The following is a 26065-nucleotide window of genomic DNA, read 5'->3' as shown; positions in this document are numbered from 1 at the left end:
CCTGCCGGGCTCCGGGCTCAGTCAGCGCCTGCGCCACGCGCTGGCGCAAATCCATCGAATACGCTTGCATATACCTGCTTACGTACGCTAGGCGACGGCAGCTACACCGTTCATGAATCCGCTATAGTGCTTCATACTGCCACCCTTTGCCCACGCCACAACGCCCACAGCCCCAGCGCCGGGCCGAGGGCCAGGGGCAGCAGCAGCAGCTGAGGCGGCAGGCGCGGGGCCAGCCAGCCGGTGAGCTGCACGCTCCCGATGGTGAGAGCAAATCCCAGGCAGTTGACGATGGTGAGGGCCGCGCCGCGCGATTCGGGTGGGGCGTGCCGGGCCACCAGGGTGGAGAACATGGGCGAGTCGGCCACCACCACCAGCCCCCAGAACGCCAGAAACGCCACCAGTCCCGCCGCCGAGCCCAGGCCCAGCACCACTCCTGAGGCCACGCAGCACCCGCCCGACAACGCCAGCGCCCCGGCCGCTACCCGCTCGGGGCCCAGCCGCCGGGCCAGCAGCCCCGCACCCACGCAGGCCAGACTGCCCCCGCCAATAATCCCGAACGAGAGCAGCGGCACCGGCAGCCCCGCCGCCGGGTGCCGCGCCTGAAACGCCGCCAATACCACCGGCACAAACGCCCAGAACGCATACAATTCCCACATGTGCCCGAAGTACCCGAACGCCGCCGCCCGAAACGGCGGCTGCCGGAACCCTGCCAGAAACGCCGTGAGCCGGGGCTGCTGCCCGGGCCGGCGGTAGGGCCCATCGGGCACTAGCGCCCACAGCGCCAGTCCGCCCAGCACCGCCAGCCCGGAGGTAGCCCCCGTCACGTAGTACCACGGCAGGGCCGCCGTGAGGCTGCGCAGCAGGTGTGGAAACGCCGTGCCCAGCACCAGCGCCCCCACCAGCCACCCCAGGGAGCGGCCCAGGCCCTCCTGGTAGTAGTCGGCGGCTATTTTCATGCCCACCGGGTAAATGCCGGCCAGGAAAAAGCCCGTGAGGAAGCGGCAGGCCAGCAGCTCCTCGGCCCCGAGGCCGCTCAGGTGCACGCCCAGGTTGGCCGTGGCGGCCGCCAGCGCACTCACAAAGAACACCCGCGAGGGCGAAAACCGGTCGGCCACGGCCAGCAGCGCAAACAGCAGCGTGCCGCTGATGAAGCCCAGCTGCACGGCGCTGGTGAGGGCGGCCACGGAGCCGGGCGGCAGCCGGAACCGGGCCGCCAGCTCGGGAGCTACGGCATTGCCGGCAAACCACAGCGAGGTGCAGCAGAACTGCGCCCCCACAATGGTGGGAAGAACACGGGACATGAGAGCGGGTGGGAGAGAGGGCAGGTGAGAGCGGCGAAAATACCAATTCCCCCCAACTGCGTAGTTTCGTCACCGTTTTGCCAGTGGTTATAACAGCTCGTTATGCTCCGGCAAGCGGATGCCAGATGAAGCATGACGGCCCGGGAAGCCTCGGATAACGCTTCCGATTACTGTTCACACAGCCTAGGCCAGCTGCCCCTGCAACCGCCGCGCCGCCGTGCTGATGCCGGCCTGCACACATTCGGCCACGGGAGCCTGCCGCATCCAGCTTGTCAGAAAGCCGGCCCAGAAGGCGTCGCCGGCCCCGGTGGCATCCTGCACCTGCACCGGGGGCGCGGCCTGGTGCTGCCAGTCGCCGCCCCGGCTGCGGTACCACACCCCATCGGAGCCGCAGGTGAGGCAGAGCACCCGGGCGGGCGTGTCGCGCAGAAACTCCCGGGCCGCTTCGGGCGTGGCCGGCACCTTGCCGAAGCGGGCCACATCATCGAGGCTGACTTTGAGCAAGGGCTCGTAGGCCAACAGGCGCTGCCACACGTCGGGGGCGTTGTCGGCGCGCCGCCAGATGGGGGCGGCGTAGTTCCAGTCCACCGATACCGCGCGGCCCTGGTCGTAGGCCGTTGCCAGGGCCTCCAGAATGTGGTCCTGGGCTGGCTGGCGACTGAGGGCAAAAGCGGTAGTGTGCACCAGCGAAGCCTGCGCAATCAGGGCCGGGTCGATGGGGGGCAGGTACCGGTCGGCGCTGCGGTAGGGGATGAAGGCCGGCGTATCGCGGCTGCGGCCCACCACAATGATGCTGGTGGCGCGGTCGGGCAGCTGGTGGACGTGTTGGGTGCTGAGGCCGGCGGCCGCCAGGTTGCGCAACAGAATCTCGCCCAGCCCATCCTGCCCCACGGCCGCTACCAGCGTGGCTGTACCGCCGCACTGCTGTACAAACCGGCACAAATTGGCCGGACTACCGCCCGCCACGGCCTGCAGGGTCGTCACCTGGGATAAGTCGCCCACGAAATCGGTAGTCAGAATATCCATCAGCGCCTCGCCAATAGCAAGCAGGCGGCCACTGACGGGCTTCGGGGTAGTGGCCGGAGCAGCAACGGAAGCAGAAGTAGAGCGCATCGGCAAAGAAAATGAGAAGCGTGTTGGGGGTATTACCGAAATCAGGTTTGCAACGCCACGCGGAGCGCGTGAACGTCATGCCGGGCGCGTGACCATCATGGGTGACATGTGACCGTCATGCTGAGCGGAGCCGAAGCATCTCTACCGCTTCGCCTGCACTGCTTCAACGAAGCGGTAGAGATGCTTCGGCTCCGCTCAGCATGACGGTCTGTGAAGCGTACACATTCATTAACAGGACTAACTCACATGAACAGAACTAACTCAGGAGGATGGAAAGTATAGTCGCCCGCCTCCGGCGTAGGCTTCGGCCAGCAGCTGCCCGGCGGCGCTCCAGGTGCAGTAGGGTACCCCGATGGGGGCGTGGGTGAGGCCGTGGAAGTTCTCGTAGAAGCCCCAGGCCGGGCCGTCGGGGTTCTGCCGGTTGGCCGTGTGCAGCAACCCGGTGAGTTGCACAGCCAGCGCCGACTGGCCATGCTGGTGCAGGGCCGCCGCCAGCCACCCGTTCCAGACGGGCCAGAGGCCGCCGTTGTGGAACTCGTGGGGCCGGTTGCGGAACTCGTAGGCGTAGTTGTCGGTCAGCTCGGCCATAAGGCCATCGGCGGGTGTAAGGGCCGGGGCGAAGGCCGGTAGCAGAAACTGCCGCTGCCGGAGCTGCTCGTGCAGATAGGTTGTGAGGGTTACCTGCTGGGTTGCCGGGCCCAGGTTGAGCAGCAGGGCCAGGGCGTTGGCGGCCAGGTCAAACTGCCCGTACACGCGGGCTGGGTTGAAGCCCATCAGCCAGAACGTGCGCGGCGCGGCCCGGCGCTGGTGCACGAGGTTGGGCGCGTAAAGCGGTTCGGCGTCGGAGGCGGTGTCCTCGTTCCAGTAGTTGCGTTCCAGCACCTGCCGGATGGTGGCAGCCTTGGCCAGCCACTCGGGGCGCTGGTAGTGGTGGCCGGCCAGCTCCAGGGCCCACACCCGCAGCAGCTGGTCGTAGAGCACGTAGCCGTGCTGCACGTACTCATCGGCCCAGTCGCCGCTCTGGGGCACGTACACCAGGTGCTTGCCATTGAATTCCCAGGCCTCCAGCACGGCCAGCCCCCGCTCCACCTGGGGCCGGTAGGCGGTAGCCAGAGTGTGGTGGCCCGTGAGGAGGGCATATTGCAGCAGCCCGATGATGGCCCAGCTCACGTTATCGACGCGGCCGCAGTTGCCGCCGTAGCTGGCCTGGCCGGTGCGCGGGTCCACATTCGAGGCAAAAAAGCCCACCGGGTGCTGGGCCCCGAAAATGGTGCGCAGCGTGGCTTCGGTAGCTTCTATAAGACCAGCTTCACCGGAAAGCAGGGCGGCCAGGCCGGTAATCACACCGTCGCGCGTCCAGATGCGCTGGTAGTTGCTCACATCCTGCACGCTGGCCACAAAACCGTACGGCGTGGCGGCGCGGCGCAGAAGCGCAAGGGCGGGTTCGGACTGAAGTGACATGAAGGAAGATATGGGAGTGGGGCCGCACGAGGGCAAAAGCGGAGAGTCGTCTGTAGAGACGCGTATTCGCGTATCTACGGGCCGCTGGTTTGGCTCAGGTAGCAGCCGGCTCCTCAACCCGTAGATTCGGACTGGTGCGCGGAATGAACAGCACGCAGACCGCGCCGGCCAGTAGCAGGGCCCCGGCCAGGTGAATGGCATTTTCGGGGCGGGAGCCGAGCAGGTGGCGGTACACCCAGGAAAACGACACCGTCTGGAGCAGCATGGGCAGCACAATGAACATGTTGAAGATGCCCATGTACACGCCCGTGCGCTCCTTCGGAATGGCCCCGGCCAGCATCACGTAGGTGGTGCCCATCATGCTGGCCCACCCGATGCCCAGCCCGATCATGGGGGCCAGCAGCAGGTTGGGGTCGGCAATCAGCGGCAGGGCCAGCAGCCCCAGGCCGGCCAAGCCCAGGCTCAGCATGTGCACCGCCCGCGGGCCCCACTGCCGGGCCAGCCACGCCAGCCCGAACGCCGCGCAGAACGTGACGATGTTGTAGGTGCCGTTCACGCGTCCGGTCAGCAGCTGGGCCTTGGCAAACTCCGGCGCGGCCGAGCTGCTGACGCCGTACACGGTGCTGGCCAGACTCAGGGTGATGTACTGCCAGTAGCAGAACATGGCGTACCAGGTGCACAGCATCATGGGGCCCATGCGGCGCATGGTAAGCGGCATGTCGCGGATGGCTCCGCCAATTTCGGCCAGCGTGTGGCTAAGGCCTTTGGGCTGGGCCCGGATGGCGGCTACTTCCTCGTCGCTGAGCGGGTGCTCTTTGGTGGTGAATACCGAGTACAGAATGGCCCCGATGCTCACGGCCGCCCCAATCAGGAAGGCCGCGTAGGTGGTGTGCGGGATGTTGTTCTGGCTGCGGGCCGTGGCGCTGACCAGCCCCAAATACACCAGCACCGAGGGCGTGAAGTTGGCCAGCGTGATGCCCAGGCCGGTAAAGAAGCTCTGCGTGAGGAAGCCCACGCTGTGCTGCGGGGGCGGCAGCTTGTCGCTCACGAAGGCCCGGTACGGTTCCATGGTGATGTTGTTGGCCGCGTCCAGAATCCAGAGCAGGCTGGCGGCCATCCACACGGCCCGGCTGAAGGGCATGGCCAGCAGGCACAGGCTGCACAGCACCGCGCCCAGCAGGAAATACGGCGTGCGCCGGCCCCAGCGGCTCAGGGTTTTGTCGCTCAGCGCCCCGATGATGGGCTGCACCAGCAGGCCCGTCATGGGCCCGGCCAGCCACAGAAACGGCAGCTTCTCGGGGTCAGCACCGAGGTAGCTGTAAATGGGGCTCATGTTGGTCTGCTGCAAGCCGAAGCTGTACTGAATCCCAAAAAAGCCCACGTTCATGTTCAGAATCTGCCAGAAAGCCAGCCGCGGCTTGGGTACCGACGCCACCGCCGAGGCCGCGCGTGAAACAGTAGAACTGAGCGCCATATGAGAGTGGTATAGTAGGGTGGGAGGGTGTGGGGTAGAACATAGAGGATGGGGGAAGTGCCGCCCACCTTGCGGCGGGCGGCGGGCAAGCGGCCCTTCCCACAAGGCCTCCTGCCACTCCCCATCCCGGCAGCGCCGCACGGCCGGTTGCAGCCAGCCCGAGCATTGCGGAGGTGTTTTCGTCATGTCGCCACGCCTTCTGCCTGATTCGCGGAAGGGCGGAACAGCCGTCAGCGCGTGACGGAGTAGGTTTTGCGCTGCGGGCCGACGCCCGTAATGCGCACCGACTGCCAGCCCGTGGGTAGGGTGGTTTTGCGTTGCGAAATGCCGGTCGGCGTGATGTCGAGGCCGCCGAAGCCCATCAGCACGGCCTGCAGCACGCCGCCCGCGCCAGTAGCGAAGTAGGGGTTGGTGCCGCCCTTGGTTTCGGCCACCACCCGGAAGGGCGGCAGCAGGTTGGGCACGTAGGCATCCTGGAAGAAGTGGGCCGCCTTGTCGGCGTTGCCGAGGCGGGCGTACAGCAGCGCGAAGATGGCCTGCGTCATGGCGGGAGTGCCTTCGGTGGGGACGCGCGTTTCGTAGTAGGCCAAATCCTTCCGGATTTGCGCGGGGTCGGTGATGACACCCAGCGGGTAAGCCAGCAGGTTCACGTCGCCCTGCTTGATGCCTTCTCCTTTGTACGTAGCGTGTTCCTGGGTAACGCCGTCGGCCATCTTCAAAATCGGAATGTTCTGGGCCACGTGCGCCCAGTCGGGGTTGGCCTTGAGGCCCAGTAGCCGGGCGGCGGCCGTGGCGTTGCGCAGGTTTACCTGGGCGGCGGCGTTGGTGAAGGCGTTGTTGTCCACGTTTTCGGCCCACTCGTCAGCCGCTACCACGTTCTTGATGTCGTAGTGGCCGGGGCCGTTGCGCTCCACCCGGCTGGCCCAGAAATCAGCCGTGGCCGACAGGATGGGGTAACCTTTCTCGCGCAGCCAGTCCTTATCCTGCGTCACGCAGTAATACTGCCAGGCCGCCAGGGCCACGCAGGCCGAAATGTGGTGCTCAAACGGCCCGCTCAGGGCCCACACCGGGGTTTCCTCCACGCCCGTATCGGCGCTTTCCCAGGGGTACTGCGCGCCATGGTAGCCGTGGCCGAAGGCGTTGCGCCGGGCTGCTTCCAGCCGCCGGAAGCGGTACTCAATCATCGATTTGGCCATGTCCGGGTGCAGCACCAGCAGGGCCGGGAACATCCACACATCAGTATCCCAGAACACGTGGCCGTTGTAGCCCAGCCCCGAGAGGCCCATGGGCGAGGGCGAGAAGTCGGTGCCGGCGCGGGTGAAGCTGTAGAGGTGGTAGAGCATGCTGTGCACGTCCTGCTGGGCCTGGGCGTCGCCGGTAATCTGGATGTCGCTCTGCCACAGCTCCTGCCAGGCTTTGGCGTGGTAGGCCAGCAGGCGGTCCTTGCCTTCGAGGCGGGCGAAGATGGTCAGGCGCTCGGCCTCGTTGAGCGGGTCGGGGTGGTGGCTGGAGGTGATGCTGGAGCCTGCCACGGCGTAGGAGTAGGTCTGGCCGGCCTTCAGGGCCTTCCCGAACTTCATCAGGTGCATGTTGTTGTCCCACATTTCATGAATCACCTTGGGCTCCTGGCCGTGGCCCTCCCCAAACAGAAACGTGTTGGAAGCGCACAGCTGCATCTTGCCGGTGGGGCTGCGGGCCGATGACGTGAGCAGGCTCAGCGTCACGTGCGGCCGGTCGATTTCGTTGTAATAATTCTGGGCGTCGCGCAGGGCATCGGGGGTTTCCATCACGCTGGCGGCCCCCAGCTGCAGGTCCTTTTTGGCCGTGATGCTCACATCCAGAAGTACCGTGAAGGGCAGGTGGCGCAGGGCGTAGTAGGTGTAGCGGATGGTGGCCTTATCAGCGTACTCGAAGCTGGTGGTGAGGCTGGCGCGCTGCATGTCCAGCTCCTGGCGGAAGTTGCTGGCGTCTTTGCCCGAAAGCCGGCGGCCGTCCACTTCTAGGTACATGTTCAGCAGGTTGAAGCTGTTGAGAAAGTTGCTTACCCGGCCCCGGCCGTACTGGTCGTAGGCCCCGGCCAGCACCACGCTCTTCACCTGAAACGGCTCCGGTGACGACACAATGCCCAGCATCCCGTTGGCTACCGTCACGCCGTAGTAGTTTTTGGGGTCGATGGCGGTAGCCGTCAGGCGCCACGGGTCGGGCGCACCGGGCTGGGCCGCGGCGGACGTGGCCAGTAAGAACAGTAAGAGAAAACGAAAGCAGGTGGACATACGGAGTGGGTGGGGTGGAGCGCGGAAGAAAGGAATTTACCGGGTAAGGTGGAGGCGGGTTAGCGCAGCGGTACCACCACGGCCTGCCAGGGCTGCAGCGCCAGCGTAGGCCCCGCCGTGAAGCTGGGGTAGTTGTTGAGCCAGGGTGCGCCGTCCAGGATGAGGCCGGCCGGCAGGGCCCAGGTGCGGTTTTCGGAGGAAAAGTTAAGCACCACCAGCACTTTCTCGGGGCCCTGGGTACGGGTGTAGGCGTAGACGTGAGGGTTGGGCCCGTCCAGCAGTTGGTAGGCCCCATACACCAGCACTTTGTGCTGCCGGCGCAGTGCCACGGCCCGGCGGAAGTAATTCAGCACCGAGTCGGGGTCCCGCTCCTGGGCGGCCTGGTTCACGGTGCGGTAGTTGGGGTTTATTTTCAGCCAGGGTGTGCCGGTAGTGAAGCCCGCATTGGCCGTGCTGTCCCATTGGAAGGGCGTGCGGCTGTTGTCGCGGGAGAAGCGCTGCAGGTTTTTGAGGTAGGCCGGCAGGTTACCGCCCTGGCTCTTTACCAGGGCGTAGCCGTTCAGGGCCGCCAGGTCGCGGTAGTCGGTAATTCTGTCGAACCGGATGTTGGTCATGCCCAACTCGTCGCCGTTGTAGCAGTAGGGCGTGCCGCGCATGGTGAGCAGAAAGGTATTGAGCAGCTTGGCTGAGGCCACCCGGAACGCCGGCCGGTCGTCGCCGAATTTGCTGGTCATGCGGGGCTGGTCGTGGTTGCCCAGGTCCAGGGCCTGCCAGCCGGTTTGGGCGAAGGCGCTGTCCCACTTCGTAAATACGCGCTTCAGCTCCGTAAGCTGATACGTTTCTGAGTTGCTGCCCACGCCGGTACCCTCAAAATGGTAAGTCATGTCCAGCTCCTTGCGGTCGGGGTCCACAAACAGGTGGGCTTCCTGGGGGTTGCGGCCCGCGCCTTCGGCTACGCTCATCACGTTGTAGTGGCTGAGCACTTCCCGGTTCATTTCCTGCAGGTAGTCGTGCAGGTGGGGGCCATGGTTGTAGGCGTTGGCGTAGTTCTGCTCCGTGAGGCCGGGCATGGGCGGAAAGCTGGGGTCCTTGGCCACAAACTGAAAGGCATCCATCCGGAACCCATCAATGCCCTTATCCAGCCAGAACTTCATAATGGCGTACACCTCCTGCCGCAGTTTGGGGTTGTTCCAGTTCAGGTCGGGCTGCTTCCGGGAGAAGATGTGCAGGTAGTAGGAGTTGGTGGGCGCGCTGAACTGCCAGGCGTTCTTCTTCACATCGAAGGTGCTGTAGCGGGGCGGCGGCGTGCCTTTCTCGGCGGGCCACCAGTAGTAGTAGTCCCGGTACGGGCTGCTGCGCGAGGCGCTGGCCGACTTAAACCAGGCGTGTTCATCGGAGCTGTGGTTCACCACCAGGTCCATCACCAGCTTCAGGCCGCGCCGGTGCATGCTCTGGAGCAGCGCGTCAAAATCCTGCATGGTGCCAAACTCCGGCATAATCCGGCGGTAGTCGGAAATGTCGTAGCCGTTGTCGTCGTTGGGCGAGGCGTAAATGGGGTTGAGCCACACGGTGCCCACACCGGTGCTTTTCAGGTAGTCAAGACGGGAGATGATGCCCTTCAGGTCGCCCACGCCGTCGCCGTTGCTGTCCTGGAAGCTGCGCGGGTACAGTTGGTACACCACCGTCTCCTTCCACCAGCCGGGCTTCTTGGCGGTGGCACTATCGGCCATAGCGGCGGTAGCGGCAGCGGTGGTAGCTTCCGTTTTCGGGCTTTGGTTGCAGGCGGCAGTCAGCACGGCCAGCAGCGGGAGCATGCAAGAAAAACGGTGGGGTTTCATCGGACAGAAAATGCAGTGCAGAATACACCCAAACAGGCCGCCGGCGGCTGCCAGCGCGGGCAGCAACCAACGGCCTGCTTGGATGGGGTCAGGCAAAAAGTTAGTAGCCTGGGTTCTGGGTGATGTTGCGGTTCACATCCACCTGCGTTTTTGGTACGGGATAAATCAGGTACTTCGGGTCACTCTGCGGCTTGTCTTTGCGCGCCTGCAGAAACTTGCCGAACCGGATCATATCGTTCCGCCGCCACGACTCACCGTACAGCTCCCGGCCCCGCTCGTCCAGCAGCACATCGAGCGTAAGAGAGCCAAGGGCGCTGGCCCCCCGCGAAGGATGAGTGCGCAGCGAGTTGACGATGGCCAGCGGCGTGCCGCCGTAGGGGCCGGCGCTGGTGGGGGTAGCCCCGCGCAGAATGGCCTCGGCCTTCATCAGCAGTACATCGGCCAGCCGGAAGGTCACGTGGTCATTTTCGCAGCCGTTGCCGCCCTTGGCCTCGCTCACGTAATCAACCGGGTACTTGATGGGCCGGATGCCTTTGGCTTCCAGGTCGGAGCCGGTTTCCACCAGGTTGATGTCCTTGGTGAAAACCAGCGGAGCACCGCCCCGCGTAGTCAGAGGCGCATCGGTAAGCAGGTTGTACTGCTGCCCCACCAGAAAGCCCACGTTGATGCGCCGGCCGGGGTTGGCCGGCCCGCCGGCTATATCGTAAGCCACGCCCCGACGCTTGTCGGTGGCCTCAAACAGGTCGTAGAAGGCGGAAGTGGTAGCCGGGCCGTTGTAGCCGTCCACGGGGCGCATGTTGTAGTGCGACACGAACTTCCAGAAGTCGCGCGTGGGGCCGCTGTTGCCGAAGGTGTTGGCCTGGGTGAAGATGTTTTCCAGCCCGATGGCCCCGTTGTTGGGCGCGAAGTTGTCGAAGAAGTTGGGCGTAAAGGAATATTTGCCGCTGTTGATGATCTGGTCAGCGAGGGTAACCACCTGGTTCATATCGGCCGCCGCAAAAGTGGGGGCGGCCCGGTTGGCATACACGCCTTTGTTGAGGTAGCACTTCATCAGCAGCACCCGGGCGGCATCCTTGGTGGCGCGGCTAACGGGGGCATCGGGCAGGTCGTTCTGAATGGCATTCAGCTCACTCACAATAAAGTTAAGCGCTTCGCTGCCCTTGCGCACCTTGGAAAACTGGCTCAGGTCTTCGCCCGGCTCCCGGTACAGCACCTGGTCGTACATATCGAGCAGCAGGAACGTGGCCCAGGCCCGCAAAAACCGCGACTCGGCCTGCTGCTGCGGGGTAGGGTCGAAGCGCAGCAGGTCGGTGGAGGAGTAGATGATACCTTCCAGCTGGTTGAAGGTGTCGCGCACCCGCTCGTTGTTGGGGTCCCAGGTGTGGTTGAACAGGGCCCGCCATTTGCCGTTGTCGTCCCAGTCGGGCCCGCGGGTAGGCATAATGCGCGCGTCGGTGGATACCTCTTCCAGGGCAAACACGCTCACGCAACCCTGAATCGGGTCGCGCTGGGCGTTGTACACACCCTGGAGCAGGGCGGCCGGGTCGCCGCGCGGAATCTGGCTTTCCGTGAGCTGGCCTTCCAGAGTTTCGTTCAGCTCGCAGCTGCTGACTAGCTGCAGCAGGGCCATAACGGCCGCCGCACGCGTAATAGTGGCGTATTGCATGGTGGGAAGTCGTTAGAGGTTACAGGGAGAAATTGACGCCGAGCGTGAAGGTGCGGGCACTGGGGTAGGGCAGGTAGTCAATCCCGACGGATGGTACCTGGTTGGCTCCGCGCTTCACGGTGTTGATTTCGGGGTCAAACCCATCGTATTTGGTAATTACGAACAGGTTCTGCCCCGTAATGTACACCCGCGCCCCCTTCACCACGCTGCCCATGTCGCCGAAGGAATAGGCCAGCGTCACGTTAGACATTTTCAGGTAGTTGCCTTTTTCCAGGTAACGGGAAGAGGCCGAGCCCGCATTGCCGATGGACTCCTTAATGGGGTTTTCGAACGTGGAAAGGGCAATGTTTTTCTGCGCCCCGATCTGGCCCACGTTGCCCACCGCGTTAAGCGTGTTGTTGTAGATATACTGACCAAATACGCCGGTCATGTTGGCTACCAGCGAGAGTTTGCCGAAGCGGGCATTGGCACCCACGCCCAGCAGCGTGCGGGGGTTGGGGCTGCCCGAGTAGGCCACGGCCCCGCCGTTGGCGTACGTCGACTGGCCCTGCTCATTGAGACCGGTAAACTGGGGCAGGAAGAAGGCGTTGATGGGGTAGCCCTTGGTGATAAGCTGCGCCGTGGAGCCCGACAGGCCCTGCCCGTTAATGGCCCCGGTGATGATATCCGCGCCCACAAAATCCGTCACCTCGTTGTGGATGAAGGTGGCATTGGCATTCAGGCCTATTTCCACTTTCTCCTTGTTCACCAGCGTGGTGTTGAGGGCCAGCTCCACCCCTTTGTTCACAATCTTAACATCCTTCAGGTTCTGCCACTGAATGGTTTGCACCGGGGGAGCCGGCTGGCCGGGCACTGTGGGGAACAGAATGTCGCTGGTGGTTTTGTTGAAGTAGTCAGCCGTAAAGGTCAGGCGGTTATCGAGGGCACCCACGTCGATACCGACGTTAAACTGTGCATCAGCCTGCCATTTCAGCTTGGGGTTGGCCGCGTTGAGCGGAGACTGAGCCCCGTTGTTGTCCAGCGAGAAGCGGCCCTGCGCCGAGCCGGCCGGAAACTCCTGGTTGCCGGTGAGGCCGTAGCCGGCGCGCAGTTTCAGCTGCGTCAGCTTTTCGGCCGGAAAGAAGGATTCCTGGCTCAGGTCCCAGGCAATGGCGAAGGATGGAAAGTAGCCCACGCGGTTGTCGCGCCCGAACTTGCTGCTCTCGTCGCGGCGCACGGTACCGGTCAGCACGTAGCGGTTCCTGAAGTTCAGGATGGCCCGGCCAAACACCGACTGCAGCTCCGACGACGGATCGATGAACGACGACACGTTGCGCGACCCGGTGGCCGAATACTGGATGTAGTTGGTGTAATCGAGGCCGAACACCCCAAAACCACCGGCCGAAGGGTTACCAAAGGCATTCACGTTATTGCCCGAGTTGGCAAACTTGGTGTACTCGTACCCCAGCACCGCGTTCAGGTTCAGGTCGGAGGCCACGGCTTTGTTGAAGCTGAGCGTATGGGCCATCTGCTGGGTCGTCAGCTCGTTGTTGCCAATGCTGGCGAAACCCTGGTTTTCAATGCCGGGGTAGTTGATGAGCCGCTGGTCAATGGACGTACGGCGGCTACCCGTATTGTAGTTGATGCTCAGCAGGGCTCGGTACTCCAGCCAATTGGTAAACTTGAAGTAGGGCGAGGCACTGGCCAGAATGGTGGTTACCCGCGAGTTGTCGTTGAAATATTCCTGCGCCGCCAGGGGGTTCACCACGTCGCCGGCCTTGATGAAGAGGGAGCCATCAGGGTTGCGGAGCGGCTGCGTGGGGTTCCACTGCAGCGCCTGCCCGATGAGGGAGCCTCGGAAGCCGGCGTCGGTGGTAATGTTGGCCAGCTCTTCCCGGAACTGGCTGGTGGAAATGTTCATGTCGAGGCCCAGCTTCTTACTCTCCAGAAACTGCAGGTTAGTGGAGAGGTTGGCGCTGTACTTCTTAAAGCCGGTTTTGCGCACAATGCCTTCCTGATCCAGATAGCCCAGCGACAGACGGTAGCGGCCGGTTTCGCCACCACCGCTCATGGCCACGTTGTAGTTCTGTAGGTAGCCTTTGCGCAGAATGGCATCCAGCGCATCTACGTCGCCGCCCTTGTCGGTAGCAGCGGGCACGCCGTAGTAGGCAATGGCCCGGCGGTACTGACCGGCATCCAGAAACTCCGGCCGCCGCAGCAGCTGCGAGAAGCCGTTGGATACGCCCACGCTGAGCACTGGTGCCCCCGAACGGCCTTTTTTGGTGGTGATGAGCACTACCCCGTACGCGGCCCGGGAACCGTAAATAGCCGTAGCGGAAGCATCCTTCAGCACGGTCACCGATTCCACGTCGTCGGGGTTCAGGAAGTTGAGCGGGTTGCTGTCAGCCCCGGTTCCTACGTCGGCGGAGGCCACCAGACCGGGGCGTGCCGAGCGGCCGTCGAGCGGCACGCCATCCACCACGTACAGCGGCTGGCCCGTACCGGTCACGGCCGAGTTACCCCGGATGCGAATGGTTGCTGGTCCGCCGGGCTGGCCACTGTTGTTGCTCACCTGTACCCCCGATACCCGCCCCTGAATGAGCTGGTCGGGCGAGGCGTAGGTTCCTTTGTTGAACTCCTTAGGGGTAAGGGTAGTAACGGCTCCGGTAAGGTCGCTTTTCTTGGCGGTGCCGTAGCCAACCACCACTACCTCACTCAGCGCCTGGGCATCCTCGGAAATGGTTACGTTCAGCGCTACCGGCTCGGTGCCCACGGTAACGGTGCGGGTCTGGGCTTTGTAGCCTATTGAGGACACGACCAGCTCATAGCTGCCGGGCGCTACCCGCAGCTCATATTTACCGGTAACATCGGTAGGCGCAGCCTGGGTAGTGCCCTTTACCAGTACCGTGGCACCCACAACGGGTGTCCCGTTGGGCTCCGTTACCGTACCCCGGATCAGACCTTGTCCCAGTACGCTGCCAACCAGCGTCAGAAAGACGACCAGCAGGCCGGCGCGCAATAGCAGGGCGCGCGGTTGTAAAAATACAAACATAAGCAGTTGGTTTTTTGGTGGGAACTGTTCTAAAGGTGGGTGATTACTCACCACAAAATCAAGCAATTAAATACCAGCAAAAGCGTGTTTTTTTCCGAAATCGGTAACGTAATCGATTTCGGAATCCAAAACTTTTTTAGCTTGAGTCACATTTTTCCCCGCTCCTTGTCAGCCGTAGCCCTCGGCCGACCGATTGCCCGTTGCCGCGCCCCTGCCACACACACCAGGGATGATGGATTCCCACCTCCGTTCAATCAGCCTCATACCATGAAAAGAGCGACCCTGCGCGACATTGCCCAATCATTGGGCGTTACAGTAGCCACCGTGTCGCGGGCCCTGAAAAACTACCCGGACATCAGTAAGGCCACCAAGCAGACTGTACTGGCCGCTGCTGAGCGGCTACACTATGCCCCACACCCAATGGCCGTTAAGCTGCGCCAGCAGGCCTATAAGGTGGTGGGCGTGGTGATTCCCGACATCATCCACCCGTTCTTCTCCGATGTTATCAGTGGTATCGTGGACGTGATGGAAGATCTGGGCTACCACATTATCCTGAGCCAGAGTAACGAGAGCTACGAGAAGGAAATCCGGGTGACGCAGATGCTGCAGGCCACCGGAGTAGATGGCCTGCTGGTATGCCTCTCCAACGAAACCGTGGATGTTGGTCATCTGCAGGCCTTGCAGGAGTATGATGTGCCCGTGGTGCTGTTTGATAAAATCAGTCCGCTGCTGGAAGCTAGTAGTGTGGTAACCAATGACTTTCAGGGTGCCTATGATGCCGTGGCTCATCTACTCGACCAGGGCTACACCCGCGTGGCGCACATCAAAGGCCCGCCGCACCCCGAAAATACTCGCCAGCGCTTTGCCGGCTACCGGGCGGCACTGGCGGCCTACGGGCTGCCCTACCGCGCCGAGTATGTGGCCGAATGCACACACGTAACCCAGGATGAGGGTGCCTTTTTCAATCGGCAGTTTATGGCCTTGGCCGAGCCGCCGGAAGCTCTGTTCGCCGTTACCGATTCCGTAGCCATCGGGGCTATTACAGCCCTGAAGGAGGCCGGCTGGCGGGTGCCGCAGGATATGGCCGTCATCGGGTTCAGCGACTGGGCCGTATGCCGGCTGCTGGAGCCCAGCATCAGTTCAGTATCCCAGCCCGGCTACGATATCGGCCGCCGGGCCAGTGAGCTGCTATTGCGGGAGATTCGGCAGCTGCGGGAGGCGCTGCCGCTGGAACACAGCCAGCTGGTGCTCGATGCCCGGATACAGATCCGGCAGTCGTCGCAGCGGCCGGTATCGGTCTGATTTTCTTATCCTACATCAAGGCACCGCCGCTTAACGCCGGGTACTTTTGTTATCGTTATTTCGATAACCATATACAACGACGCGCCTTCAGTTGGTAGGAGCGTTGCCGGTTGCCACTGCCATGAACTCCCTGCAAGACCTCCACAAAGCCGCCAGCGGCTTCCAGAAAACGGCCAAAATGCCCGTGCTCTTCGTGGGCCACGGCTCGCCCATGAATGCCTTGGCCGATAACCCGTTCACGCAGGCTCTGCACCAGCTGGGGCTGGATATCCGCAACCGGCAACCACCCCGGGCGGTGCTGGTGGTGTCGGCGCACTGGCTCACGCGCGGCACCTTCGTGGCCGTAAATGAGCGGCCCGAAACCATTCACGACTTTGGGGGCTTCCCGCAGGAGCTGTTTGAGATGCAGTACTCTGCACCCGGCGCGCCCGATGTGGCCCGGGAAGTGCTGAAAGCCCTGCCCGACGCGCACCCCACCGACGAATGGGGCCTTGACCACGGCACCTGGACGGTACTGCACCACATCTTCCCGGAGGCCGATATTCCGGTGTTCCAGCTCAGCATCGACTATCACCAGCCCATTACCTACCATGCTGAGCTAGCCCGGCAGCTGCAGTTTCTGCGGCGGCGGGGCGTGCTGATTCTGGGCAGCGGCAACATCGTGCACAATCTGCGCCAGAGCATGCCCAAATTCATGCAGGATGACGCAACGCCCTACGCCTGGGCCTCGGAGTTTGATGAGTGGGCCAAGCGCAAAATCGACCAGCGCAACCTGCTGGCCCTGACCCACTACCAGCAGGCCGGCGCCAGCGGCCCCCTCGCCGTGCCCACCCCCGACCACTACATTCCGATGCTCTACAGCCTGGCTCTGGCCGAGCCCGACGACGACATCCGCCACGCCTACGAGGAGGTGAGCTACGGCGGCATGAGCATGCGCACGTTTGTGGTAGGGTAATACCACCAGTATCGTATTCAGAGTCAAATCCGCCTGTTTTCATGTGACTTGAAAGCAGGCGGATTGCGTGTTAGGATACGGTGCGGTCAGCCAGCTGATTAATGCGCGGCTGGATAAACCATATACCTACCGGGTAAAACCAGAGCAGAAAAAACTCGCCCACACACTCACTGAACTGAGCCTGACGCTGCAGCTCCACGCTGCGCAACGCGCGGGCTACGTAATACAGGCTGTAAAATATGCAGGCCATGGACAGCAGATGCAGCGGCACAATAGCCAGCGCCCATGCCGGCTGAAAAGAAGACCCAGTTGTCGAAAACCCGCGCGGTAGTACAGCCAGAATCAACAGGATGTACAGGCCGGGAATGGTAAGGGCCGTATGCAGCCACCGCACGGAGGCAACAGTTCCGGCAGGTAGCAGCCGGGTCAGGTAAGCACCCAATGCCCATAACCACCCGAACAGGCTGCCAAGCATCAGTAGCATAACGCAGGAGTAGATGGCAAAGAAAATGGGGAGCTGTAGCTGTAGTAAAATCAGGGCCATACTGCCCCCCATCATCACGCCAAATGGCAGAACAAACGTGAGTAGGAATAAAGCCCAGGGCTGTAGGCGTAGGAAAAAACTCATCTGCGGAACATAGTAGAAACTCCGCCAAAGATAGAGCCGTACCAGAATGCAGTTTGTGACGATGAAGGAAGATTTCTCTGAACAATGCCAGCCGGAGGATGCACACCCATCCGTCGGCATTGACCGGTTTTGGTGCTGTATGGCCCGAAACCGTGCAAATCCATAACCAGCCGCGCCCACAACCGTACCTTTGCGCTTGGAGCATTCCTTCAGATGCCATGATGCAAGAACAACTACGCCTACAGGAACACAGTACCGGGGCGGCGGCCTGGAAGAAATTCGGCCCCTACCTCACCGAACGGCAGTGGGGCACGGTACGCGAGGATTACAGCCCCGACGGCAACGCCTGGAACTACCTCACCCACGATATGGCCCGCAGCGTGGCCTACCGCTGGGGCGAGGAGGGCCTGGGCGGTATCTCCGACGACCGGCAGCACCTGTGCCTGGCTGTGGGCCTCTGGAACGGGCAGGATGAACTGCTGAAGGAGCGGCTGTTCGGTCTCACCAACGGCCAGGGCAACCACGGCGAGGACGTGAAGGAGTTGTACTACTACCTCGACAGCACCCCCTCGCACTCCTACATGAAGATGCTCTACAAGTATCCGCAGCAGGAGTTTCCGTACGAGGAGCTGCGTCAGGAAAATGCCCGCCGCACCCGCCAGGAGCCCGAGTTTGAGCTGCTCAATACCGGCATCTTCGCCGAGAACCGCTACTTCGACGTGTTCATCGAGTACGCCAAAGCCGGCCCCGACGATATTCTGCTCCAGATAACGGCCCACAACCGCGGCCCAGAGGCGGCCCCGCTGCATGTGTTGCCCCAGCTCTGGTTCCGCAACACCTGGGCCTGGGGTTACCCCAACCAGTCCGCCGCGCCGCTGCTGCGGGCCACTGGTGCGGCCACGGCCCAGGCCGAGCACCCGGCGTTGGGCCGCTACCACGTCTACTCAGATCAGCCTGCCGCCTTGCTGTTCTGCGACAACGACACCAACTACCACCGCACTGGGGGGCCCTCGGGCACGCCCAAAAATGGCCGCTACTTCAAGGACGGCATCAACGATTACCTAGTAGAGGGCGACTACACAGCTATCAACCCCCACCGCCAGGGCACCAAAATGGCCGCCCACCACAGCCTGGAAATCGGGCCGGGGGAGGCGCGGGTGGTGCGGTTCCGGCTGAGCTTGCAGGAGTTGGCCATGCCCTTTGCCGATTTCGACGCCATAGTGGCCGAGCGTCTGCGCGAGGCCGACGACTTTTACAGCTGCATGCAGCAGGAAGTGGCCGCTGATGCCGACGCCCGCAACATTCAGCGGCAAGCGTTTGCGGGCATGCTCTGGAGCAAGCAGTTCTATTATTATGATGTAACGCAGTGGCTGGACGGCGACCCGGCGCTGCCCCGCCTGCCCGCCCGCCGCCGCAAGGGCCGCAACAGCAACTGGCGCCACCTGCACAATGAGGACATCATCTCAATGCCGGACAAGTGGGAGTACCCGTGGTATGCGGCCTGGGACCTGGCGTTTCACTGTATCCCGCTGGCTATGGTGGACGCCGACTTTGCCAAAAACCAGCTGCGGCTGCTGTGCCGCGACTGGTACCTGCACCCGAGCGGGCAGCTGCCGGCCTACGAGTGGAATCTGAACGACGTAAACCCGCCCGTACACGCCTGGGCTACCTGGCGGGTATATCAGATGGATAAAAAGCTCCACGACGGCGAGGGTGATACTGCCTTTCTGGAAGCGGTTTTTCATAAGCTGACGCTAAACTTCACGTGGTGGGTAAACCGCAAAGACAAGAGCGAGCGGAACATCTTCGAAGGGGGCTTTCTGGGGCTGGATAACATTGGTGTATTTGACAGAAGCGCTCCGCTGCCCACCGGCGGCTACATCGAGCAGAGTGACGGCACCAGCTGGATGGCCATGTTTGCCCTGAACATGATGCGCATGGCCATGGAGCTGGCCCGCACCAATCCTGTCTATCAGGAAATTGCCGGCAAGTTCTTTGAGCACTTCCTCTACATTGCCGATGCCATGACCCGCGGCGGCGACGGGCAGTTCAATCTCTGGGACGACGAAGACCAGTTTTACTACGACGTCCTCCACACCCCCGACGATGCCCGCACCAAGCTGCGCGTACGCTCCATTGTGGGCCTGATTCCGCTGTTTGCGGTGGAGGTAATTGATGAAGAGCTGCTCAACTCCCTGCCCGAATTCACGGAACGAGCCCGCTGGCTGCTGGAAAACCGCCCCCACCTGGCCCAGTTGGTGGCCCGGTGGCAGGAGCAGGGCAAAGGTGCCCGCCACCTGCTGAGCCTGCTGCGCCGCAGCCGCCTGCGCAACCTGCTCAAGCGGATGCTCGATGAGCAGGAATTCCTGTCCGATTTCGGCATCCGGGCCATGTCGCGCTACCACCTCGATAACCCTTACGTGTACAGCACCCCCGATACCGACTTCACGGTGCAGTACGTACCCGGCGAGGCCGAAAGCAGCATGTTTGGCGGCAACAGCAACTGGCGCGGCCCCATCTGGTTTCCCATCAACTACCTCATCATCGAATCGCTGCAGCGCTTCCATGCGTATTACGGCGACGCTTTTCAGGTAGAATACCCGACCGGCTCCGGCAAGCGGTTTAATCTGGCCGAAATTGCCGAAGCGCTGTCGGGGCGGCTTACGCGGCTATTCCTGCAGGATTCAACCGGCCGCCGTCCCGCTTTTGCCGATGACGAACTGCTCCAGACCGACCCCCACTTCCGCGACTATCTACTCTTCCACGAGTACTTCCACGGCGACACCGGCCGGGGCCTGGGGGCCAGCCACCAAACCGGCTGGACGGGCCTGATTGTGCGGCTGCTGCGGTATCAGCAACCACACAGCCAGGAGCTTAATTCGACGGCGGGAGCAGCCACGGCAACGCAAGCGCCTGCTCAATAGGGCCGTTAAACACCAATCGGCTCTGACGTAGCGTACCCGCGTACACCTCTATACCCGAGCCATCGGCCGGAATGAAGATGCGCACAGTTTCGTTGGCCTGGGGCCGCACGTAAGTGATGCCGGGCTGAGGCGGTTCAACTGGACCGGAAATCTCAAAAAAACCGGCGTTAGTCAGTTGGGAATCAAGCATGTACTTAAGTATGGTTGTTTCGGGAGCACAAAGCCCAATTTGCCCTTACTTAGTTCCGTGGTTCTGGAATATTTACTAATCAATTGTCATATTGTACAGCTTTGAGTGCTTATTCTGAATAGAACTAAAGCCGGATAAAGTAAAACAAGTAGCCCAAAGTTTAATACGTACTCAAGCCTGCAAAACAAAGGGCCGGACAGAAATGTCCGGCCCTTTGTATATAAGCAAAATGCAATATTATTGCTTGCTCTGGATCAGCTTGAGTACCTCGGCATTGCCGCCTTCCTTGGCATTGGCCAGTACGTCTTTACCGTCCTTATCCTTGGCTTTGGGGTTAGCCCCCCCGGCCAGCAGGGCCTGCACAATCTCCAGGTTACCCTTGGCGGCGGCGGCCATTAGGGGAGTGGTTCCGAATGAATCGGGCTTATCTACCTGGGCCTTGTGCTTGAGCAGCGTTTTTACCACTTCAGGGTGGCCATTCTCAGCGGCCAGGAACAAATAGGTCGTCGGGAAGCCCGGCATCATTTCCACCGTGGCGTTGACATCGGCCCCGGCGGCCAGCAGCGCCTCAACGGCAGCGGCCTGGTTTTTCACCACGGCGGTATATACTTTCTGGGTTGGAGTCTGGGCCTGGGCGGCAGCTACGGTTGCGAGAAATAGGGCAAAACCGAGAAGAAATTTTTTCATGCCGGGAAATACACGCGGAAAGGAAGAGCAAAATCAAAGATACACCCAGCCTGCCGGAATATCCCAATTTCGCCGCCCGGCTTCACCGACTGAAACGGGTAGTCCTTCCGGACTTGCGTAATGACAACCAGAATTGCACTATGCCTCCGTTTGGCGGCCCATCTGCTGGGCCATCATGCTGGCCAGAATAATCTGCAGCGCGTGGTAAAGCATCAGAGGCAACAGCAGCAGCCCGGTGGCGGCCATGCCCGGAAACAGCAGGCTGGCCATTACGCTGCCGTGCACCAACGACTTCTTGGAGCCGCAGAACAAGGCCGTAATCCGGTCTTCGCGGGAGAAGCCCAGCAGCCGGCTCAGACCCCACACTACGCCAAAAATAGCGAGGTACAGCCCCACCATGCCCAAAGCCAGCAGTGCCACGTCGCGGGCGGCGTAGCTGCGGAATATGCCTTCCTCAAACGACTCGCAGAAGGCCGTAAACACAATCAGCAGAATGACCACCTGATCGGAAATGCGAAGGGTGACTTTGTGCTGCTCGGCAAAGGCCCCGAAGCGCCGGTTGAGCAGCACGCCCGCTACCACCGGCACAATCACCTGCCAGAGCAGGCTCACAGCCAGGCTCCAGAGGTGGCCACTATCGGCGGAGGTTTGCAGGAAAAGGCTGGTCCAGAGCGGGGTAAGCACAATGCCCAGCAGGCTGCTGATGCTGGCATTGAAAATAGCCGCTGGCAGGTTGCCCCGCGCCATGCTCACCATAACTACAGACGAGGATACCGTGCTGGGCAGCGCGCACAGAAAGAAAATGCTTTGCCACAGCTGCTGGCCTTTCAGCCCGTCAAACAATGGCCGCACTGCCAAAGCCAGCACCGGAAACGCCACAAATGTGATGAGCTGCACCACCACGTGCAGCCGCCAGTTGCGCAGGCCCGCCCGCAGCTTATCAAGGCTCAGGCGCAAGCCATAGAAGAAGAAAATCAGGGCTACGCCGGCCGTAGTTATGGCTTTCCACGGTATAGGGCTGGTTTTGCTCCCTACCGCCGGGAAGAAATACGCCAGTACCACCATGCCCAACAGCCCCAGCAGAAACCAATCGAGCAGGCCCGCCCGGCGCAGCAGCGCTACCAGGCGGTTTTCGGTGGGGGGCAGGGGTGTGGGAGCAAGTGGTTGAGGCATCATAGCGGGCAAAATAAAAGCGTCGGGCTAAATAGTAGCCCGACGCTCCGAAAACGTACGATTATAGCCGCCGGAAGGTTAATTCCGCCTCCGACTACGCAGCCATGGCCACGCGGCGCAGTTTCCTGCGTTCTTTCTTTAATCGGTTCAGCCACAGAATGAGGCCGGTGATGGGAAATGTGAAGCCCAGTACGCACACCACCAGGCTGATGATTTTGGACGGCCATCCAAAAATAGCCCCCGTGTGCACCGGCTTGAACATGCCCCGTACGCGCTGGCCCAGGTTGCGCTGCTCGTAGGTTTGCTGGCGCAGCACCTGCCCCGAATACTGGTCGAGGAATACCTCGTCGGTAGCATTTTCATACACCGCATTGGGCCGCAGCGTGGCTACCCGGATGCTGCCGGTGGGCTCCTTGGGAAGTTGCAGCGCATAGGAAACGGCTAGGGGAGCCAGCTGCCGGGCCCGGCTGAGGGCCGCGTCAGGGGTAAGGGCACCGGTGGGGGCGGCTACGGCTGGTGTTACAGATACGGGCGGCTCGGGCCGCTCCATAGGCGAGTTAGTAACGGCGTAAATGCTCTTGTTGAACCACTCAAACGACCACGCCAACCCCGTAAAAGCAAACACAAACAGGAACAACGCCGAGTAAAAACCGAGCACAATGTGCAAGTCGTGGTTGAGGCGTTTCCAGCCCCCGCTCCACTTTACCTTCAGCCGCTGCTTCACGGCTTTGCGGGTAGCCGGCCACCACAGCACCAGGCCCGTACCGATGATGAACAGGAACATGAGGGTACTCACGCCCACGATGAGCTTGCCCACGGGGCCGCCCACCATACCCCGGTGCAGGGTCATAACGGTGAAAAACACCGTTTCGCGGTAATTCAGCTCCCCCGTTACGGCGGCAGTGTAGGGGTTCACGAAAACCACTGGGCCCCGGCCGCCTTCGCCGCCCTTACCTTTTTCTCCTTTTGCACCCGTCCCTTCCCGCTGACGGCTACGGCCTTCCTCAGAGCGGCCGGCTGTAGCTTTGTTGCCTTCCGGCTTTTTGCCGCCCTCCGGGCCGCCTGCCAGACTGAACTCCACGGTGCGGGTGGGGTCGGCGTATACTTTCACGCCCGCAATTTTGGCGTCGGCTTTGTAGGCTTTCACCGCTTCCTGCAGGCGGACCAGGGGTAGGGCTGAAGTAGCGGCGGGCTGCACAAAGTACCGCTCGGAGTGCCAAGCCTGCTCCAGCTCTTTCTCGAATACCAGGATACCGCCCGTCAGGCACACGGCGGCAATAACCAACCCCGAAACCAGGCTGAGGTAGAGGTGAATGTTGCGGAAAAACGTCTTCATAGCGCAGAAAAACACAGATCTGAAAAGTTGGCCTAAAACCCGGAGGCCACTGGTTGCAGCCAGCCGCGTCCGGGTTTTATTCACTCACCAATTACCTACAGGCGGTAGCCCACGGTGGCCGCAAACTGGCGGGGAGCAATGGGGTTCACGCTGTTGTCGTCGTGCACGTTGTAGCTGAGTTGGTTGAGCACGTTCGAGAGCTTCAGGCGCAGGCTCAGGCGGTCGTAGGTGTAGCCTACGGAAGCGTCGAACTGAGTGTAGGCAGGCAGCGGAATCAGGCGGTAGTTGTCGTTCACTATGTTGCCGCGGGTGCTACGGCCGGCCTGCCGCTCGCCAATGTACAGGGTAGTTATGCCCAGGTTCAGCCCATTCAGCACGCCGCCATCGAAGGTGTAGAACACACTGGCGTTGGCCGTGTGGTTGGGGTTGTAGCGCAGCAGGCTGCCCACGGTGTACACGTTGCTCTTGGTGTAGGTGGTGCGGTTGTAGCTGTACCCGCCAATCACCGACCAGCCCTGCATCGGTTTGCTCTGCACGTCCAGCTCCACACCCTTGCTGGTTACCTCGCCGGCCAGCTCCTGGGCCGTCGGAAACGTCTTGTTATAATTGGGCGCATCCACCAGAATCGTTTGGGCCAAATTGCTGTTCACGATGCGGTAGCCCGTGAGGTTGGCCGAAAGCAGACCGTTGAACAGCTCGTTCTTCACGCCCACCTCGTACTGGTTGATGAGCGAAGGCGGCAACGCGGCCCCGGTGTTATCCTGGCCGGCGTTGGTGTTGAAGGAGTTTGCGTAAGAAGCGAAAACCGACATGGTTTTCAGCGGCTGATATACCAGCCCTACCCGGGGCGAGAAGGCGTCGTCGTAGCGTTTGGTGCGGGTTTCAGTTTGCTTGGCGTAGCCGTACAGGAAGCTGCCGGTTTCCTGGTAGCTGTAGCGCACCCCAGCCAGCAGCTTCAGCTTCTCGGTAATTTCGATGAGGTCCTGCACGTACACGCCCACCCGGCGGATAGGGGCGTACGTGCGGGTGTTGCGGGTGAAGTTGGGTACGGTGCTGTTCTCGGCGTAGCGGGCCGGCTCGAACACGTTGATGGAATCGTACCTGGCAATGGGGTTGTAGGCAATGGAGCGGGTGTTGTACTTGTCGGCGTCCATGCCCACCAGTACCGTGTGCTTCAGGAAGCCCGTCCGCACCTGGCCCGTTACGTCCAGCTGGCCCAGGAAGTAATCCTCCTTCGCCTCACTGGCCTGCAGGTTGCGCACCAGGTTACCGTATAGGGCCGGACTGCCGGTGAGTACTTTGATGGGTTTACCGTTTTTGTCCACGCCGCTGAACACGTCCACCGAGTCGCGCACACTGCTGGGGCGGGCGGCGGAGCGAAGGTTGTTGCTGAAGCCCTGGTAGGCCGCCACGCCGCGCACCTGCCAGGTGTCGTTGAGGTGGTGCGTGAGCGTAGCCGTAGCCGATTTCTGCTCCGTGGCAATATTGGCCCAATCGGTGTTCAGGAAACGGCCGCGGGGCACATCCGGAATGCGGTAGTTGATGGCCCCCACCCCGAAATCAGGTGTGCGGTTGTCCTTCAGGTAGTCGCCTTCCAACAGAAAATCGGTCTTCTTGCCGATTTTGAAGAGCAACGACGGGTTCACGTAGAACCGCTCGCCCTTCACCGCGTTGCGGAAGCTGCGGCTGTTTTCGTAGGTGGTGTTCACCCGGAAGGCCACATGCTCGCTGCCATTTACGGCCCCGTACACGTCCAGCATGGGCTTATAGAAGTCGTAGCTGCCCACGCGCAGACCAATGGAGCCGCCCGACTCGAAGCGGGGCTTCTTGGTTACCAGGTTCAGCACGCCCCCGGCGGCCACGTTGCCGTACAGAATGGCGTTGCTGCCCTTCAGCACCTCAAACCGCTCCAGCGAGCTGGTTTCGGGCAGAATGCTGTTATTGTAGCGCACCCCGTTCTTAAAGGTGTTGCTGCTGCCAAAGGCAAAGCCCCGGCCCGAAATTTCCTCCTGGTAGCCGCCCGTGTTGCCGCTCACGTACACGCCGCTCACATTAGCCAGCACGTCACTCACGCGCAGCACCTGCTGCTGCTCCAGCGTCTGGCGCTCTACAGTGAAGGTACTCTGGGGCAAATCGAGGGGTGCTATGGCCACTTTGCCCACGGCCACGGGTCGCTCGTTGAGGCTGCGGCTGCCCGTTACGCGTACCTCGTTGAGCTGCTGCTGGGTCTGCTGTACCGTAAAGGCCGGGAGGGTAGTGGTTTCGCCCGCCACAATGGTAGCGGTAATTTCCTGGGTGCCGTAGCCGAGGCTGCTGATAGCCAGTTGATAGGAACCCGCCGGAGCCGAGAGGCGGAAGCTGCCATCCGTGCCCGTGCTGGTACCGAATGCGGTGCCTTTCAACGCCACCATCACACCTTCCACCGGCTGGCCCTTCTCATCCAGTACCCGGCCCGCGAGGCGGCCGCGCTGGGCCGTATCGTCGTCACCGTGATGCAGCTCAGTAGCTACAGCTTTGGAAACGACAGGGGCGGTGGTTGTCAGGGAAAGGAGAAGCAGGAGGGGTAGCGGGCGGGCCATCAGAGCAGAAAGATTGTTTAGACTGATTTAAAACAATGCAAAGCTCGGCTCTATTTAGATAGATTCAAAACAGTTACTTAGAAAAAATCTATATAGTTAAATTACACATTAGCAAACAGGCTGTTACTGCGCAA

At 61.8% G+C, this 26065-nt stretch carries 17 protein-coding genes; 3 read left to right on the top strand and 14 right to left on the bottom strand.

What is annotated here, in order from left to right:
* Positions 1 to 131 precede the first annotated feature (131 nt).
* From EI291_RS21005 to EI291_RS20970, 8 genes are all read right to left on the bottom strand, one after another.
* Complete coding sequence (locus EI291_RS21005; protein WP_125424249.1) at positions 132 to 1301, bottom strand: MFS transporter; 1170 nt, start codon at positions 1299 to 1301, stop codon at positions 132 to 134.
* A 183-nt stretch (positions 1302 to 1484) separates the two neighbouring features.
* Complete coding sequence (locus tag EI291_RS21000; RefSeq protein ID WP_125424248.1) at positions 1485 to 2414, bottom strand: carbohydrate kinase family protein; 930 nt, start codon at positions 2412 to 2414, stop codon at positions 1485 to 1487.
* A gap of 261 nt (positions 2415 to 2675) precedes the next feature.
* Positions 2676 to 3875, bottom strand: coding sequence for a glucosidase family protein (locus EI291_RS20995; RefSeq protein WP_125424247.1), 1200 nt, complete (start codon positions 3873 to 3875; stop codon positions 2676 to 2678).
* 94 nt (positions 3876 to 3969) lie between these two features.
* A complete protein-coding gene (locus tag EI291_RS20990) occupies positions 3970 to 5349 on the bottom strand; it encodes an MFS transporter (RefSeq protein ID WP_125424246.1) in 1380 nt (459 codons plus the stop codon).
* 230 nt (positions 5350 to 5579) lie between these two features.
* A complete protein-coding gene (locus EI291_RS20985; protein ID WP_205701647.1) occupies positions 5580 to 7622 on the bottom strand; it encodes a glycoside hydrolase family 65 protein in 2043 nt (680 codons plus the stop codon).
* A gap of 59 nt (positions 7623 to 7681) precedes the next feature.
* Complete coding sequence (locus tag EI291_RS20980; RefSeq protein ID WP_205701646.1) at positions 7682 to 9436, bottom strand: glycoside hydrolase family 13 protein; 1755 nt, start codon at positions 9434 to 9436, stop codon at positions 7682 to 7684.
* Positions 9437 to 9560: 124 nt separating this feature from the next.
* Positions 9561 to 11126, bottom strand: coding sequence for a RagB/SusD family nutrient uptake outer membrane protein (locus tag EI291_RS20975; RefSeq protein ID WP_125424245.1), 1566 nt, complete (start codon positions 11124 to 11126; stop codon positions 9561 to 9563).
* Positions 11127 to 11145: 19 nt separating this feature from the next.
* Positions 11146 to 14157, bottom strand: a complete 3012-nt coding sequence (locus tag EI291_RS20970; RefSeq protein WP_125424244.1) for a SusC/RagA family TonB-linked outer membrane protein — start codon at positions 14155 to 14157, stop codon at positions 11146 to 11148.
* 267 nt (positions 14158 to 14424) lie between these two features.
* Between EI291_RS20970 and EI291_RS20965 the strand changes: the two genes are divergently transcribed.
* Both EI291_RS20965 and ygiD read left to right on the top strand, forming a co-directional pair.
* Positions 14425 to 15459: a LacI family DNA-binding transcriptional regulator gene (locus EI291_RS20965; protein WP_125424243.1), complete on the top strand. Its 1035-nt coding sequence runs from the start codon at positions 14425 to 14427 to the stop codon at positions 15457 to 15459.
* A gap of 121 nt (positions 15460 to 15580) precedes the next feature.
* Positions 15581 to 16414, top strand: coding sequence for a 4,5-DOPA-extradiol-dioxygenase (gene ygiD / locus EI291_RS20960; protein ID WP_125424242.1), 834 nt, complete (start codon positions 15581 to 15583; stop codon positions 16412 to 16414).
* A 70-nt stretch (positions 16415 to 16484) separates the two neighbouring features.
* On the opposite strand, the gene EI291_RS20955 is transcribed toward ygiD, so the two are convergent.
* Complete coding sequence (locus tag EI291_RS20955) at positions 16485 to 16898, bottom strand: hypothetical protein (protein WP_125424241.1); 414 nt, start codon at positions 16896 to 16898, stop codon at positions 16485 to 16487.
* A gap of 362 nt (positions 16899 to 17260) precedes the next feature.
* Here EI291_RS20955 and EI291_RS20950 point away from each other — a divergent pair, with 362 nt between their 5' ends.
* Positions 17261 to 19966, top strand: coding sequence for an MGH1-like glycoside hydrolase domain-containing protein (locus tag EI291_RS20950; protein WP_125424240.1), 2706 nt, complete (start codon positions 17261 to 17263; stop codon positions 19964 to 19966).
* Here EI291_RS20950 and EI291_RS20945 read toward each other — a convergent pair.
* The 5 genes from EI291_RS20945 to EI291_RS20925 all read right to left on the bottom strand — a co-directional run bounded on the left by EI291_RS20945 (position 19917) and on the right by EI291_RS20925 (position 25931).
* Positions 19917 to 20156 (bottom strand): hypothetical protein, encoded by a 240-nt coding sequence (locus tag EI291_RS20945; RefSeq protein ID WP_125424239.1) that lies wholly within the window; start codon positions 20154 to 20156, stop codon positions 19917 to 19919. The two genes, EI291_RS20950 and EI291_RS20945, sit on opposite strands and share 50 nt — an antisense overlap.
* Before the next feature lie 237 nt (positions 20157 to 20393).
* Positions 20394 to 20843 carry an ankyrin repeat domain-containing protein gene (locus tag EI291_RS20940; RefSeq protein ID WP_125424238.1) on the bottom strand — a complete coding sequence of 150 codons (450 nt, stop codon included), beginning with the start codon at positions 20841 to 20843 and terminating at the stop codon, positions 20394 to 20396.
* A gap of 138 nt (positions 20844 to 20981) precedes the next feature.
* Entirely contained in the window at positions 20982 to 22019 is a 1038-nt protein-coding gene (locus EI291_RS20935; protein WP_240635623.1) for a bile acid:sodium symporter family protein, read from the bottom strand.
* A gap of 91 nt (positions 22020 to 22110) precedes the next feature.
* On the bottom strand, positions 22111 to 23352 hold the full coding sequence (locus EI291_RS20930) for a PepSY-associated TM helix domain-containing protein (RefSeq protein ID WP_125424237.1): 1242 nt from the start codon (positions 23350 to 23352) through the stop codon (positions 22111 to 22113).
* Positions 23353 to 23447: 95 nt separating this feature from the next.
* On the bottom strand, positions 23448 to 25931 hold the full coding sequence (locus tag EI291_RS20925) for a TonB-dependent receptor (protein WP_125424236.1): 2484 nt from the start codon (positions 25929 to 25931) through the stop codon (positions 23448 to 23450).
* Between the last annotated feature and the right edge of the window lie 134 nt (positions 25932 to 26065).

It is taken from the genome of Hymenobacter rigui (assembly GCF_003944715.1).
Classification (GTDB): domain Bacteria; phylum Bacteroidota; class Bacteroidia; order Cytophagales; family Hymenobacteraceae; genus Hymenobacter; species Hymenobacter rigui.
This window is presented reverse-complemented; position numbering and strand designations above follow the sequence as displayed.